This is a genomic window from Agrococcus baldri (assembly GCA_900114805.1).
Taxonomy (GTDB): Bacteria; Actinomycetota; Actinomycetes; order Actinomycetales; family Microbacteriaceae; genus Agrococcus; species Agrococcus baldri.
The window spans coordinates 283,406-295,616 of sequence record FOZN01000003.1 but is presented as its reverse complement, the minus strand read 5'-3'; the positions used below and the strand labels follow the sequence as shown (position 1 = coordinate 295,616).

General features: G+C 71.5%; 20 protein-coding genes. 12 read left to right on the top strand and 8 right to left on the bottom strand.

The features are described 5' to 3' along the window. Position 1: 1 nt before the first annotated feature. Entirely contained in the window at positions 2–727 is a 726-nt protein-coding gene (locus tag BM288_RS09720) for a competence/damage-inducible protein A (RefSeq protein ID WP_092918365.1), read from the bottom strand. Between the two features lie 21 nt (positions 728–748). Continuing rightward, a complete protein-coding gene (locus BM288_RS09715; RefSeq protein ID WP_092918364.1) occupies positions 749–1,060 on the bottom strand; it encodes a 4a-hydroxytetrahydrobiopterin dehydratase in 312 nt (103 codons plus the stop codon). Positions 1,061–1,147: 87 nt separating this feature from the next. Between BM288_RS09715 and BM288_RS09710 the strand changes: the two genes are divergently transcribed. Both BM288_RS09710 and arfB read left to right on the top strand, forming a co-directional pair. Continuing rightward, complete coding sequence (locus BM288_RS09710; protein WP_092918363.1) at positions 1,148–1,498, top strand: TraR/DksA family transcriptional regulator; 351 nt, start codon at positions 1,148–1,150, stop codon at positions 1,496–1,498. A gap of 30 nt (positions 1,499–1,528) precedes the next feature. Then, positions 1,529–1,969, top strand: coding sequence for an alternative ribosome rescue aminoacyl-tRNA hydrolase ArfB (arfB, locus tag BM288_RS09705; RefSeq protein WP_092918361.1), 441 nt, complete (start codon positions 1,529–1,531; stop codon positions 1,967–1,969). A gap of 87 nt (positions 1,970–2,056) precedes the next feature. Here the strand turns inward: arfB and BM288_RS09700 are convergent, their stop codons facing one another. The 4 genes from BM288_RS09700 to ychF are packed head-to-tail and all read right to left on the bottom strand — an operon-like array spanning position 2,057 to position 4,258. Next, positions 2,057–2,578, bottom strand: a complete 522-nt coding sequence (locus BM288_RS09700) for a P-loop nucleotide/nucleoside kinase family protein (protein WP_092918360.1) — start codon at positions 2,576–2,578, stop codon at positions 2,057–2,059. After that, positions 2,575–2,895: a HigA family addiction module antitoxin gene (locus tag BM288_RS09695; protein WP_092918359.1), complete on the bottom strand. Its 321-nt coding sequence runs from the start codon at positions 2,893–2,895 to the stop codon at positions 2,575–2,577. The genes BM288_RS09700 and BM288_RS09695 overlap by 4 nt, the downstream gene beginning before the upstream one ends. Then, positions 2,870–3,151 (bottom strand): type II toxin-antitoxin system RelE/ParE family toxin, encoded by a 282-nt coding sequence (locus BM288_RS09690; RefSeq protein WP_092918357.1) that lies wholly within the window; start codon positions 3,149–3,151, stop codon positions 2,870–2,872. The genes BM288_RS09695 and BM288_RS09690 overlap by 26 nt, the downstream gene beginning before the upstream one ends. A gap of 33 nt (positions 3,152–3,184) precedes the next feature. Further along, a complete protein-coding gene (gene ychF, locus BM288_RS09685; protein WP_092918355.1) occupies positions 3,185–4,258 on the bottom strand; it encodes a redox-regulated ATPase YchF in 1,074 nt (357 codons plus the stop codon). Positions 4,259–4,390: 132 nt separating this feature from the next. On the opposite strand from ychF, the gene BM288_RS09680 reads away from it, so the two are divergent. The 7 genes from BM288_RS09680 to BM288_RS09650 all read left to right on the top strand — a co-directional run bounded on the left by BM288_RS09680 (position 4,391) and on the right by BM288_RS09650 (position 8,766). Then, complete coding sequence (locus BM288_RS09680; protein ID WP_092918353.1) at positions 4,391–4,780, top strand: hypothetical protein; 390 nt, start codon at positions 4,391–4,393, stop codon at positions 4,778–4,780. Positions 4,781–4,927: 147 nt separating this feature from the next. After that, positions 4,928–5,278, top strand: coding sequence for a hypothetical protein (locus tag BM288_RS09675; protein ID WP_092918351.1), 351 nt, complete (start codon positions 4,928–4,930; stop codon positions 5,276–5,278). A 7-nt stretch (positions 5,279–5,285) separates the two neighbouring features. Then, positions 5,286–5,564, top strand: coding sequence for an acylphosphatase (locus BM288_RS09670; RefSeq protein ID WP_092918349.1), 279 nt, complete (start codon positions 5,286–5,288; stop codon positions 5,562–5,564). 42 nt (positions 5,565–5,606) lie between these two features. Continuing rightward, positions 5,607–6,260: a DUF2382 domain-containing protein gene (locus tag BM288_RS09665; RefSeq protein WP_092918347.1), complete on the top strand. Its 654-nt coding sequence runs from the start codon at positions 5,607–5,609 to the stop codon at positions 6,258–6,260. A gap of 66 nt (positions 6,261–6,326) precedes the next feature. Further along, entirely contained in the window at positions 6,327–7,130 is an 804-nt protein-coding gene (locus BM288_RS09660) for a YoaK family protein (protein WP_092918345.1), read from the top strand. Positions 7,131–7,329: 199 nt separating this feature from the next. Then, positions 7,330–8,394, top strand: coding sequence for a Glu/Leu/Phe/Val dehydrogenase dimerization domain-containing protein (locus BM288_RS09655; protein WP_092918343.1), 1,065 nt, complete (start codon positions 7,330–7,332; stop codon positions 8,392–8,394). Between the two features lie 165 nt (positions 8,395–8,559). Then, a complete protein-coding gene (locus tag BM288_RS09650; RefSeq protein WP_092918341.1) occupies positions 8,560–8,766 on the top strand; it encodes a hypothetical protein in 207 nt (68 codons plus the stop codon). A 16-nt stretch (positions 8,767–8,782) separates the two neighbouring features. Here the strand turns inward: BM288_RS09650 and BM288_RS09645 are convergent, their stop codons facing one another. Beyond that, entirely contained in the window at positions 8,783–9,364 is a 582-nt protein-coding gene (locus BM288_RS09645) for a DinB family protein (protein WP_092918339.1), read from the bottom strand. A 120-nt stretch (positions 9,365–9,484) separates the two neighbouring features. Between BM288_RS09645 and BM288_RS09640 the strand changes: the two genes are divergently transcribed. The 3 genes from BM288_RS09640 (at position 9,485) to BM288_RS09630 (ending at position 11,787) form a co-directional block, all read left to right on the top strand. Further along, the gene (locus BM288_RS09640; RefSeq protein WP_092918337.1) at positions 9,485–10,006 is read left to right on the top strand and encodes a PadR family transcriptional regulator; all 522 of its coding nucleotides are present in this window, start codon (positions 9,485–9,487) and stop codon (positions 10,004–10,006) included. Next, a complete protein-coding gene (locus BM288_RS09635; RefSeq protein WP_092918335.1) occupies positions 10,003–10,779 on the top strand; it encodes an alpha/beta fold hydrolase in 777 nt (258 codons plus the stop codon). Before BM288_RS09640 ends, BM288_RS09635 begins: the two co-directional genes overlap by 4 nt. 81 nt (positions 10,780–10,860) lie before the next feature. Continuing rightward, positions 10,861–11,787, top strand: coding sequence for a DMT family transporter (locus tag BM288_RS09630; RefSeq protein ID WP_092918333.1), 927 nt, complete (start codon positions 10,861–10,863; stop codon positions 11,785–11,787). On the opposite strand, the gene BM288_RS09625 is transcribed toward BM288_RS09630, so the two are convergent. Further along, positions 11,723–12,211 carry a DUF488 domain-containing protein gene (locus BM288_RS09625; protein ID WP_318255521.1) on the bottom strand — a complete coding sequence of 163 codons (489 nt, stop codon included), beginning with the start codon at positions 12,209–12,211 and terminating at the stop codon, positions 11,723–11,725. The genes BM288_RS09630 and BM288_RS09625 overlap by 65 nt on opposite strands.

The following is a 12,211-nucleotide window of genomic DNA, read 5'->3' as shown; positions in this document are numbered from 1 at the left end:
CTCAGGGGTGCGAGCGCCTGATGGCCTCGAGCCGCTCGATGGCCTGGTCGATGAGCGCGTCGTCCGTGCCGCGCACGACGATGTTCGTGCCATAGACCGCGCCGTCGCGGAACGGGTACGAGCCGAAGCTGAGGTCGGACAGCTCTTCGGCGAGGCGGCGCAGCGGCGCGGCGATTCGGCCCTCCCCCACCTCGAAGCGGAGCTCGCGGGAGAGGACCGGTCGTCCGGCCTCGAGACTGGGCAGGACGGCATCGAGCATGGCGACGAAGATAGTGGGCACACCCGCCATGACGTGGACGTTCCCGATGCTGATCCCGGGCGCGCCGCTCAGCGGATTGGCGATCAGGTCGGCACCGTGCGGGATCCGCGCCATGCGCAGGTGCTCGGGAGTCAGCGTCCGGTCCTTCCCGACCGCCGCCTGCAGGAGCGCGCGAGCATCGTCGCGCACGTCGATGCCCACTCCGAACGCGTCAGCCACGGCATCCGCCGTGATGTCATCGTGCGTCGGGCCGATGCCGCCGGAGGTGAACACGTGGTCGAAGGCAGCGCTGAGCGAGCGCAGCGCTTCGACGATGACGGCGTGGTCGTCGGGCACCACGCGGATCTCGTGGAGATCGATGCCCACCTGCACCAGCCGGCCCGCCAGGTGGTAGGCGTTCGCATCGCGGGTGCGTCCGGAGAGGATCTCGTCACCGATGACGAGCATGGCGGCGGTCGGGTTCGGCATGCGCCCAGCCTGCCGTACCGGTTAGGACTTCGCCGCAATGCCGAGCGCGGAGGCGTGCTCGCTGATGGCGCGCGCCATCCGGATGTCGCGCGCCGTCACGCCGCCGGCGTCGTGGCTCGAGAGCGTGACCTCGACCGCCGGATAGGTGAGTGTGATGTCGGGGTGGTGGTCTGCGGCCTCCGCCGACTCGCCGATGCGGTTCACGAGCTCGAGGCCGGCCGCGAAGTCGCCCGATGCGTAGCGTGCGTGCAGCGCGCCGTCCGCATGGCGCCAATCGTCGAGTCCCGCCGCAGCGATGTCCGCGTCGGGCAGCAGGTGCTTGGGGTCGCTCATGTCCCCATCTTGCGCGGCGCGATGCGGCCGCACCACCCCTCCAATCGCACCGAGGCGCTCCTCAGCGAGTGGGTCTAGCCTGACCGGATGTCTCGCACCTCCGCCGCAGCCCGCGCCAAGAGCGTCGCCGATCGCCGCAAGGAGCTCGCGGCGCTGCTGGAGGACGCCGACCGGCAGCTCGCCGAGTTGCGCCATCTGCGGGAGTCGCTGCATGACGACGACGAGCACGACCCCGACGGCGTCTCGCTGTCTTCCGAATGGTCGCGGCTCGAGGGGCTGCGCCAGTCCCGGCTCGAAGCGCTCGCAGAGATCGATGATGCTGCGGCACGCCTCGAGCGCGGCGAGTACGGCATCTGCAGCGTCTGCGGCAAGCCGATCGCGGCCGCGCGGCTCGACGCCCGCCCGGGCGCCACCGAGTGCATCGACCACGCCCGCTGATACCGCGCGGCATCGGTGCAGAATGGTCCCATGGACGACCTGCGCGTGCCTCCCGGGCCCGGGGCGCCCGACGGCATCGTTGTGCCCGCAGCCGAGCTGGTCGAGCAGTTCTCCCGATCGTCCGGGCCAGGCGGCCAAGGCGTCAACACCACCGACTCCCGGGTGCAGCTGAGCCTCGACCTGGGCGGCACGACCGCGCTCAGCGACGACCAGCGGGCTCGCGCTCTCGCGCATCTGGCTGCGCGCCTCTCGGGCACGGTGCTGACGATCAGCGCCTCCGAGCACCGCTCGCAACTCGACAATCGTGCAGCCGCCAGACGACGCCTCCTTGCGCTCCTGCGCGAGGCCGTTGCGCCCAGCGCTGCTCGCCGCGCCACCAAGCCCACGAAGGGCTCGGGGCGACGACGGCGTGCGGCGAAGATCCGGCGCTCAGAGACCAAGCAGAACCGCAGGCCCCCGCGTCCTGAGTGATGGCCGAGTCGTGGCCGAGCCAGATCAGACCTTGAAGCGGAACTCCACCGAGTTCCGGCACGGAGAACCATCAGCGACGACGTGGCCTCATCTCGCGCTGAGGCGCGCGGAAAGTGCGTTTGCGACCTCATCCGCAGTCCGCGCTGCAGTGTCGAACTCCAAGACTTTGTCGGACCACGCGGCGTAGTCAGCTCGACGGCGCTGCACTTCCGCCCAGGTCGGCTCGCCGACGTAGGCGAGCCCGCGATCCCTGCCGCTGAGCCTCCGTTCATGCTCCTGCGAATCCGCGACCACCAAGTGTACGAAGTCGATACGAGAACTGGTGCGCGCGGCCGCAGCACGCCAGGTCTGCCTGGCATCCTCGCTGTCGTTCACCGCATCGATGATGACGCTACGACCGAGGCGAAGGTTCAGTTCCGCCATCGCGCGAGCCGCTTCGTACGCGGCAACGCCGACTTGCCATCCTCGCGGCAAACCGCAGGCGAGAATTGACTCCTCGACGGCATCGATGGACAGATGCACCGAGCCTGTGCGCGCGGCGGCGATCTCAGCAACGCTTGTCTTTCCGACGCCGGGAAGACCGGAGATCACGATGAGATGCCCGGTCATGCGACCTGCAATGGGGTGATCGCGGCAACCTTGTCGCGCAGCACACGGCGCTCAAGCCGAAGCTCGTAGTTCGACTGCAGATTCATCCAGAGCTCCTCGGACGTTCCGAAGTAGCGCGCCAGACGGATCGCCGTATCAGCGGTGATCCCCCGCTTGCCGTGCACGATCTCATTGATCCGACGCGGCGGCACTCCGATGGACACGGCAAGCTTGTTCTGAGTGATCCCGAACCCCTCGATGAAATCCTCCATCAGGATCTCTCCCGGGTGGATCGGCTCGATCAGGTCGTGCTCAGTGATAGTCGACGAGTTCGACATCGTCCGCACCTCCCTCTCTCCAGACGAAGCAGAGACGCCATTGCGCGTTGACGCGGATGCTGTGCTGCCCGCGTCGGTCGCCGACCAGACGCTCCAGGCGGTTGCCCGGCGGGACCCGGAGGTCCTCGACATCCTTCGCCGCATGGATCAGCTCGAGCTTCCTCATGGTCGCCCGCTGCACCGTCCGGTCGAGGCGCTTGACGTACTGCTCATGCCAGATGCGCTCGGTGTCCTTGCTGCCGAACGATCTGATCACGAGACCAGTGTATAACGGAAGCCGTCATTAACGCTATACGTTAAACCGGAACTCCACCACGTCGCCGTCGGCCATCACATAGTCCTTGCCCTCGATGCGCACGCGGCCGGCGGCCTTCGCGTCGGCCATCGAGCCGTGCTCGTCGAGGTCGACGAAGGAGACGACCTCTGCCTTGATGAATCCGCGCTCGAAGTCGGTGTGGATGACGCCGGCGGCCTGCGGGGCGGTGTCGCCCTTCCGGATCGTCCAGGCGCGCGCCTCCTTGGGGCCCGCAGTGAGGTAGGTCTGGAGGCCGAGGGTCTCGAAGCCGATGCGGGCGAGCTGGTCGAGGCCGGACTCATCCTGGCCGAGCGACTGCAGCAGCTCGAGCGCCTCCTCGGGCTCCAGGTCGACGAGCTCCGACTCGACCTTCGCGTCGAGGAAGACGGCGTTGGCCGGCGCGACCAGCGCCGCCAGCTCGGCCTTCTTCGCGTCGTCGGCCAGCACATCCTCGTCGACGTTGAAGACGAACAGGACAGGCTTCGCGGTGAGCAGGCCCAGCTCGCGGATCGGCGCAGTGTCGAAGCCGGCCTGCGAGAGCGTGCGGCCCGAATTCAGGATCTCGTTCGCCTCGACCGCTGCATCGAGCACCGAGGCGTCGATCTTCTTGCCCTTGAGCTCCTTCTCGAGCCGCGGGATCGCCTTCTCGAGCGTCTGCATGTCTGCGAGCATCAGCTCGGTGTTGATGGTCTCCATGTCGGAGGACGGGTCGACGGCACCCTCGACGTGCACCACGTCGCTGTCGCCGAAGCCGCGCACGACCTGCGCGATCGCATCCGCCTCGCGGATGTTGGCGAGGAACTTGTTGCCGAGCCCCTCGCCCTCACTCGCGCCCTTGACGATGCCGGCGATATCGACGAACGACACGGCGGCGGGCAGGATGCGCTGCGAGCCGAAGATCTCGGCGAGGCGCGTCAGCCGCTCGTCCGGCAGCTCGACCACCCCGATGTTCGGCTCGATCGTCGCGAACGGGTAGTTCGCGGCGAGCACGGTGTTCTTGGTCAGCGCGTTGAAGAGGGTCGACTTGCCCACGTTGGGGAGTCCGACGATGCCGATGGTGAGTGCCACGACAGACCAGCCTACCGGCGACAGAGGTGCCCGGCAGACGGATGCGTCGGGGCGCGAGATGAGGGCTGGAGACCCGACGCAGACGGGCCTAGGGTGGGGCCACGAGGAGACCCCCGACGGTGGGAGGGGACGATGAGCTGGCATCAGCACGCGCCGGATCCGGTCGAGCGGGAAGGCCGCGGCGAGGAGTCCATCGAGCACTATGAGGTGCCCCCTGGCAGCGGCAAGCCGAGCTCGTTCTCGGCACGCCACAACGAGTTCCCGCCCGGGCATGGCCACCCTGGTGCCGCCCACGACCCGAAGACCGGCGAGCCCGTGCACGGCGACGGCACAGCCAGCGAGACGGAGCCATCCGACTGGCAGCAGGGGGCGGCGAGCGGGCAGGATCCGGCCGCGACCGACGTCGCCGCGCCCCGCGACGACGACGACCGCTACGACGAGGAGCGGTCGGGTGCGGTGCCGGAGAAGCGCTCGCCCGACGAGCTGGAGGACGACGAGGAGCAGCGGGACGCGACCCGCTGACCGCAGCGCCCACCCGGGACAGACCATCCTTCCGGCGGCGCCGCGGTCCGACGCTGACGCCCTTGTCGCATTCAGGTTGCCCGCGTACCGTCACCCCCACAGCGACGAGCGGCCATTGGCCCTCGCGACGCGAAAGGGGCGCAGATCATGGCAGCAGACCAGAAGAACGACCCGGACTACGACCGCCGCCAGGGCGACCCGGTCTACCACGAGCGGCCGCCGGCTGACAGCGGCACCGCGAGCTCGTTCGCCAACCGGCACAACGAGGGCCCGCCCGGCGAGGGCCACGACGCGGCCGCGCACGACCGGGAGACAGGTGCGCCGGTGCACGGCGACGGCACGCCGATGGAGGAACCGCCCGCGCACTGGCAGCAGGGCGAGGCGTCCGGCACGGATCCGGCGGCCACCGAGACGCAAGCGGATGCGCTGCGTCGCGACCAGCGGCCGGCAGGCGAGGGCCAGGCGCGTGAAGCGCACCCCGAGGAGCCCGGGCGCTGAGCAGCCGATGCCGACCGACCGCATCCGCCGGCGCTTCGTCGTGCACGGCAGCGTGCAGGGCGTGGGATTCCGCATGGCCGCGGCCGTCGAGGCACGACGACTGGGCGTCGCCGGCAGCGCTCGCAACCGCTTCGACGGCACGGTCGAGGCAGAGGCCGAGGGTGACGCGGATGCGGTGGACGAGATGGCGGCATGGCTCGCCCACGGCCCGCCATCGGCGCGAGTCGATCACGTCGAGGCTGACGAGGTCGACCCGCGCGGCGACGCGGGATTCCGCATCGCATGACCGATCGTTCGCAGCAGCGGGCGTCGATGAAGGAGGACAGGCATGACATTCCAAGGCAACATCGAGGACGGCGCAGAGGTCTTCGGCAGCGATGGCCACAAGCTCGGCAAGGTCGGTCAGGTGTTCGTGCTCCAGGGCACGGACGAGCCGACCTGGGTCGCCGTGCAGACCGGCCTGTTCGGCATGCAGGAGTCGTTCGTACCGGTCGCAGGGGCGAGCATGCGGGGCGACGAGCTCATCGTCGCCTACGACAAGGCCTTCGTGAAGGACGCGCCGCGCATCGGGGACTCCGACGACCTGACCGCCGAGCAGGAGGCGGAGCTCTACCGCTACTACGGAGTGGAGCCGCCCCGGCTCGCGCCGGGTGCGATGGACGATCGCGACCGCGACTCGCACCGCATCGACGATCAGCCGCAGGACGAGCGCGGCACGCGCGACGCGGACGTGCAGCGTCACGACGAGCGCAGCGATGCGGACAGGCAGCGTCACGACGAGCGCGGCGTGCGCGATGCGGACGTGCAGCGGTCGGGCGAGGAGCCGGCAGCGGCAGCCGGTCAGCGCTCGCACGAGGGCGGCCCGCGCCTGCGTCGGCGCATCGTGACCGAGATGCAGACGGTGCAGGTGCCGGTGCAGCGCGAGGAGATCGTCGTCGAGGGCGAGGGCATCGGCTCCGACGACGACGTCGACCGGCGCTGAAGGGCAGACGCTCGGCGGCGCGGCCGCTCGGCCGAGGGCCGGGCGGCCGCACTAGCCTCGACAGTCATGGCAGCAGAGCAGCGGGACGAGGTGCATCGAGGGCCGGCGTCCACCGGCGTCCTCGCCCATCTGCGAGCGATCGCCGGCCCGGACCGCAACGCCCGCACCAACCGCGACCTGGCGGTGCTGCTCGCCCTGACGGCCGGCATCGTCAACTCGGTCGGCTTCATGGCGATCGCGCTCTACACCTCGCACATGACCGGCCTGACGGCGATGATCGCGGACAGCCTGGTGCTGGGTGCGCTCGATATCGCGCTGCTCGCGCTGGTGGGCGTGGCCGCATTCGTCGTGGGCGCCGCATGCTGCGCGCTGCTGTTCAACTGGGCACGGCGCCGCGGGCTGCGGAGCCGCTACGCCATCGTGCTGCTGATCGAGGCTGTGCTGATCCTGCTCATCGGCCTGCTGGCGCACGAGCTCACCGCTGCCGAGCGCAGCTGGGCGCTGATCGCGCTGCTCGGTCTCACGATGGGCCTGCAGAACGCGATCATCACGAAGATCTCCAACGCACAGATCCGCACGACCCACGTGACCGGCATGGTCACCGACATCGGCATCGAGCTGGGCAAGCTCCTCTACCCTCGCCGGCGCGACGACCCGGAGCCCGTGCGGCCGCACCTCGGTCGCCTCTCGCTGCACCTGCTGCTGGTGGGCGCCTTCTTCCTCGGCGGCGTGACGGGTGCGCTCGCCTACGGCGCGATCGGCTTCGTCACGGTCGTGCCGACCGCCTGCATCCTGCTGCTGTTCGCCAGCATCCCGGTCGTCGAGGACCTGCGGGCGGGCCCGCCCGCGGTGCCGCCCGGGCGCGTGTGAGCGATGGGCAGGCGCAGCGGTCGAGCTGCGCATTCTCGCGCAGCCGATCCGTCCCCCATTGCGCGCACCGCGCAACTCGGGCGCGCCCGCTTGCGCGCGTCGCGCATCCGCTCCAAGATCGATGTGACCGCGCGACCCGCGGCACGATATCGGCTGCACCGCGCACGACGCGGTGCATGCACTCAATGAGGAGAGCACCATGAGCGCAGTCCCGGAGTTCACGCACGAGCGCGTCCTGACAGCACAGGGCGCCCGCAGCGGGCTCGTCATCACCGTCGCGCTGCACTCCAGCGCACTCGGGCCCGCGCTGGGCGGCTGCCGCATGTGGACGTACCCGACGTGGGCGGACGGGCAGGCGGATGCGCTGCGGCTCTCCGCCGCCATGACGCTCAAGAACGCAGCCGCGGGCCTCGACGCGGGCGGCGGCAAGTCCGTCATCGCGCTCCCGATCGGTGAGCACGTCGACAGCGACCGCCGCCGTGCGGCGCTGCTCGACCTGGGCGACCTCGTCGAGCTGATGGACGGCCGCTACCGCACGGCCGAGGATGTCGGCACGACCGAGCACGACATGGTGGTCGTGCGCGAGCGCACCGAGCATGTCGTCGGGCTGCCGGCCGAAAAGGGCGGTGCAGGCGAGCCCGCCGGCGCCACGGCGCTGGGTGTCTTCTCGGCCATCGGCCCGACCCTGGAGGCCGCGTTCGGCTCCGAGCAGATCGAGGGCCGCTCGTTCGTGATCTCCGGCCTCGGCCAGGTCGGCGGCCGCCTCGCGCGCATGCTCGCCGGCCAGGGCGCCCGCCTCATCATCACCGACATCGACGACCGCAAGCAGCAGCTCGCCGGCGAGCTCGACGCCAAGTGGATCTCACCCGACCGCGCGCTGACCACCGAGGCCGACGTGCTCGTGCCCGCGGGACTGGGCGGCATCCTCACCGACGAGGCGATCGACGCCCTGCCCGTGCGAGCCGTCGTCGGCCCCGCGAACAATCCGCTCGCGGACCGATCCGGAGCCGCCCGCCTGCAGCAGCGCGGCATCGTCTACGCCCCCGACTTCGTCGTCAACGCCGGCGGCGTCATCCACCTCGAGGGCATCGGCCACGGCCTCGAGTGGCCCGCCATCGCCGAGCGCCTGACCGGCATCGGCGACACCGTGCGCAGGGTGCTCGCGAGCGCCCGCGACAACGGCACCACGACGCTCGAGGCCGCAGAGGCGCTCGCCTATGCGCGCATCGACGCGGCCCGCGCGCGCCAGCGCGTCGGCGTCTGACGCATCCGGCCGCCGTCACCGGGCGGGACTGTCGCTCCGGTCGCCGCTCCGACGACTCGCGGGCCGCAGGCGACCGCCCGCGCTGACCGCCCATGGCGCGGCGGCGCGCGTCGGCGTAGCGTCGGCGGTGGCGCGGTGACGACGCCGCGCCGGAGGAGGACGGCGATGAGCAAGGATCACAAGCCCCAGTCGACGCACCGGCATCACAGCGCGGCGCAGGACCCTTCCGTGGTCGACGGCGGCGCGCACGGCGGCGCGCACGTCGAGCAGCCCACGGTCGGCGAGGACGCGAAGGAGAACCCGGCGGAGGGCTGGGACCCGACCGCCCCCGAGCAGCAGGACTCGCAGACGGAGCGCCGCTCGGCCCGCTGACGCGGCAGCGCGGCGGTCAGGCGCCCGACGCCTCGGCCGTCGCGCGCAGCCGCGCCACGTAGCCCGCCCACCAGCGCGCATCGCCGTCGGGCAGGTTGGAGACGCCGTCGCGCAGCCCCGTCGCGCCGTCGATCTGCTCGCGCAGGATGTCGGCGTGGCCCGCATGGCGCGCGATCTCGGCGATCAGGTGCACGATCAGCAGCCGCATCGTCACATCGCCGCGCTCGCCCCACCACGGGACGTGCGCGGGCGCGTCGAGCGGCAGCGCCTCGAGCGTGCCGTCGATGTGCGCCCACGCGCGATCCCACAGCGCCAGCACGCCGGCCATCGTCTCGTCAGGACCGGCCCACATGTCGGCGTTCGCCTCGGCGCCATCGGCCGACCAGGGCATCACCTCGCCGGACGGCCTGCCGACACAGTCGCCCAGGTAGTCGACCGAGACGGAGGCGACGTGCTTCACCAGCCCCAGCAGGTTGGTGCCGGTCGCCGTCATCGGCATCCGGGCATCGCGCTCCGAGACGCCCTCCAGCTTCCACCGCAGCGCATCGCGCTGCAGCCGCAGGTAGCGCACCAGCAGGGCCTTCTCGTCGTCGCGCACGGGAGCATCCTGCCACGGGTCGCTGGGGCCCGACCCACGCTCGGGGAAGCGACCTGTCAGTCGGCATCGATCGCTTCCCCCTAGTTGACAAGTCTACTAGGGGTGTGCTCCACTGATCTGGTGATCCTCTCCCGCATCATCCTCGGCCTGCTGGCCATCGCCCCCCTGTCGGGCGCCGATCTCAAACGACACTTCGACAGCACCGTCAACCACTTCTGGTCGGCCGACAAGGCGCAGATCTACCGCACGCTGGCCGCGCTCGTCGCCGAGGGGCTCGCGAGCGTCACCGTGGTGCCCGGCACGGGCGCGCCCGACAGTCAGGAGCACCGCATCACCGATGCCGGTCGCGCGGCGCTCGTCGCCTGGCTCACCTCCGAGCTCGATCGGCAGCCGGAGCGTGACGCATTCATCGCGCGTATCTTCCTGGCCGAGAGCCTCGACGACGAGGCCGTCGGCCGACTCCTCGAGCTCCGCCGCTCCGCCGCCCTCGGGCAGCTCGCGGCGCTCGAGGCGATCGAGGCGTCGACCGGCCCCGCTCGCACCCGCGGCGAGCACCTCCGGCTGGCCACGCTCGACCACGGGCTGCGCCATGTGCGCACCGAGCTGGAGTGGCTCGACATCGTCGAGGAGCAGCTGCCATGACCGCGCACTTCCCCGAAGCGCACGACCCCTCCTCCCCCGCCGGCCACCGCCCGGTCGTGCTCCTGCACGGTGGCAACGTCGCCAACTGGATGTGGGATCCGCAGCTGCCTGCCCTCGCCGACCGCCTCGCGGTCACGCCGCACCTGCCGGGCTTCGGCGCGCGCACCGCAGAGCCGTGGCCCGGCCTCGCCGCTGCCGCCGACGACATGGCTGCGCGCATCCGCTCGCTGACCGAAGACGGCCCCGTCGACGTCGTCGGGCTCTCGCTCGGCGGCGTGGTCGCGCTGCACCTCGCCGCCCGCCACCCCGAGCTCGTCGCCTCGGTGCTCACCAGCGGCGCCGCCGTGGAGCGGGTCGGCGGCGCCGCGCGGGCGACCTCGGGCCTCCAGCTGGCACTGTGGGACAAGCGCTGGTTCTGGAAGGGCCAGGCCGTCGCCTTCGGCCTGCCCGCCGACTCCCACGAGCTCTACGTCGAGCACGGGCTGTCCGTGCGGCGCGAGACCGCGCGGGCGATGCTTGCCGACGTGTACGCCGGCGGTGTGCCCGATGGCCTCGCCGCCTACAGGGGGCGGATGCTGCTGGTCGCGGGCGGGAAGGAGCCTGCAGTCCTGCGGCGCTCGCTCGAGACCCTGCAACGAGCCCTGCCGCACGCGCACACCCGCATCGCTCCCGGCATGCACCACGTCTGGAACGTGGAGGACGTCGAGCACTGGAACGCCGTGCAGCGCTCCTGGCTCGCAGGCGACGTGCACCCGTGGCTGCGCACGGTGTGAGCCCGCTGCTGGCGGGATCTTGGCGGACGGCGACCGTGCTGCCGCTCACGCTCGTGGGTGGTCGACCCTAGGCTCGTGCTCATGGCCGCAGCCCCCCTCCGCGAGCGCCTGATCGTCATCGCCGCCGTCGTCGTCGCGGTGCTGGCGTGGGCGTCGGCGTTCGTCGTCATCCGCGCGGTCGCGCCCGCCTTCGACCCGGGCGCGCTGACGCTCGGCAGGCTGGCCGTCGCGGTGCTGGTGCTGGGCGCCGTGCAGCTGCTGCGGCGCGGCGCCTGGGTGCGGCCGACCGGTCGTGAGTGGCTGCTGCTGGCGGTCTTCGGCATCGCCTGGTTCCTGGTCTACAACCTGGCGCTCAACGCCGCCGAGCACGAGCTCGATCCCGGCACCGCGGCGCTGCTGGTGAACGTCGCCCCGCTGCTGGTCGCGCTGATCGCCGGCACGCTGCTGGGCGAGGGCTTCCAGCGATGGCTGATCGTCGGCGCCCTGGTCGCCTTCGGTGGCATCGCGCTCATCGGCGTCGCCACCGCCAGCGGTGCGCTCAGCATCGTCGGCGTGCTGCTCGCGCTCGTCGCGGCCGTCACCTACGCGATCGCGGTGCTCATCCAGAAGCCGCTGCTCAACCGGCTGCCCGGGCTGCAGGTGACGCTGATCGGCGTCGCGATCGGCACGGTCGGCAGCCTGCCCTGGAGCGGCTCGCTCGTCGCGCAGGTGGCGGTCGCGCCGGCGGCGGACACCCTCGGCGTCGTCTACCTGGGCGTGGTGCCGACGGCGATCGCGTTCCTGGCGTGGGCCTACGCGCTGCAGCGGATGCCGGCCGGCCGGCTGATCATCACCACCTACCTGGTGCCCGTGATCGCGACGGTCGCCGCATGGCCGCTGCTGGGCGAGGTGCCGCCGCCGCTCGCGCTCGTCGGCGGCCTCATCTGCCTGGTCGGGGTGGCGCTCACGCGGATGCCGGCTCGGGCGGCCACTCCACGCCGGAGCCGACCACCCGTGCCGTCTCGCTGACCGGGTGCGGTCGCAGGCTTCCATCGTGCATGAGGTGCAGCACCTCGACGCCGTGCAGCACGCTCGCCACATCGGCCACCACGCGGCGGTGGCAGCGCCACCACACCGCCTCCGAGCACATCACCGCCGTGCGCCGCTCGCCGGCCGCCTCCAGCACGGCGGCGAGGCCAGCAGCGAACTCCGGCGTGCGGGTCCAGTCCGCATAGGCGCGGAACGCCGCGACCCGCCACCACGCATCCGGCGAGAGGGCGTCCTCCGCCTTCCTCAGCCGCCGGCGGCCGCCGAGCCGCTCCTCCCAGCGCCAGTCGATGCCGCCGGTGCCCAGCTCCTGCTCGATCGCGTCGCGCGACGCCGCCGGGTTGGCGCGGCTGCCCGGGAACCGGCGGATGTCCACCACCAGCTCGACGCCGGCACCGGCCAGCAG

What these genes read in the sequence shown, in the direction of transcription:
- BM288_RS09720 (WP_092918365.1), bottom strand. Translation starts at nt 727, where the DNA reads ATGCCGAACCCGACCGCCGCCATGCTCGTCATCGGTGACGAGATCCTC.
- BM288_RS09715 (WP_092918364.1), bottom strand. Translation starts at nt 1,060, where the DNA reads ATGAGCGACCCCAAGCACCTGCTGCCCGACGCGGACATCGCTGCGGCG.
- BM288_RS09710 (WP_092918363.1), top strand. Translation starts at nt 1,148, where the DNA reads ATGTCTCGCACCTCCGCCGCAGCCCGCGCCAAGAGCGTCGCCGATCGC.
- arfB (WP_092918361.1), top strand. Translation starts at nt 1,529, where the DNA reads ATGGACGACCTGCGCGTGCCTCCCGGGCCCGGGGCGCCCGACGGCATC.
- BM288_RS09700 (WP_092918360.1), bottom strand. Translation starts at nt 2,578, where the DNA reads ATGACCGGGCATCTCATCGTGATCTCCGGTCTTCCCGGCGTCGGAAAG.
- BM288_RS09695 (WP_092918359.1), bottom strand. Translation starts at nt 2,895, where the DNA reads ATGTCGAACTCGTCGACTATCACTGAGCACGACCTGATCGAGCCGATC.
- BM288_RS09680 (WP_092918353.1), top strand. Translation starts at nt 4,391, where the DNA reads ATGAGCTGGCATCAGCACGCGCCGGATCCGGTCGAGCGGGAAGGCCGC.
- BM288_RS09675 (WP_092918351.1), top strand. Translation starts at nt 4,928, where the DNA reads ATGGCAGCAGACCAGAAGAACGACCCGGACTACGACCGCCGCCAGGGC.
- BM288_RS09670 (WP_092918349.1), top strand. Translation starts at nt 5,286, where the DNA reads ATGCCGACCGACCGCATCCGCCGGCGCTTCGTCGTGCACGGCAGCGTG.
- BM288_RS09665 (WP_092918347.1), top strand. Translation starts at nt 5,607, where the DNA reads ATGACATTCCAAGGCAACATCGAGGACGGCGCAGAGGTCTTCGGCAGC.
- BM288_RS09660 (WP_092918345.1), top strand. Translation starts at nt 6,327, where the DNA reads ATGGCAGCAGAGCAGCGGGACGAGGTGCATCGAGGGCCGGCGTCCACC.
- BM288_RS09655 (WP_092918343.1), top strand. Translation starts at nt 7,330, where the DNA reads ATGAGCGCAGTCCCGGAGTTCACGCACGAGCGCGTCCTGACAGCACAG.
- BM288_RS09650 (WP_092918341.1), top strand. Translation starts at nt 8,560, where the DNA reads ATGAGCAAGGATCACAAGCCCCAGTCGACGCACCGGCATCACAGCGCG.
- BM288_RS09635 (WP_092918335.1), top strand. Translation starts at nt 10,003, where the DNA reads ATGACCGCGCACTTCCCCGAAGCGCACGACCCCTCCTCCCCCGCCGGC.
- BM288_RS09630 (WP_092918333.1), top strand. Translation starts at nt 10,861, where the DNA reads ATGGCCGCAGCCCCCCTCCGCGAGCGCCTGATCGTCATCGCCGCCGTC.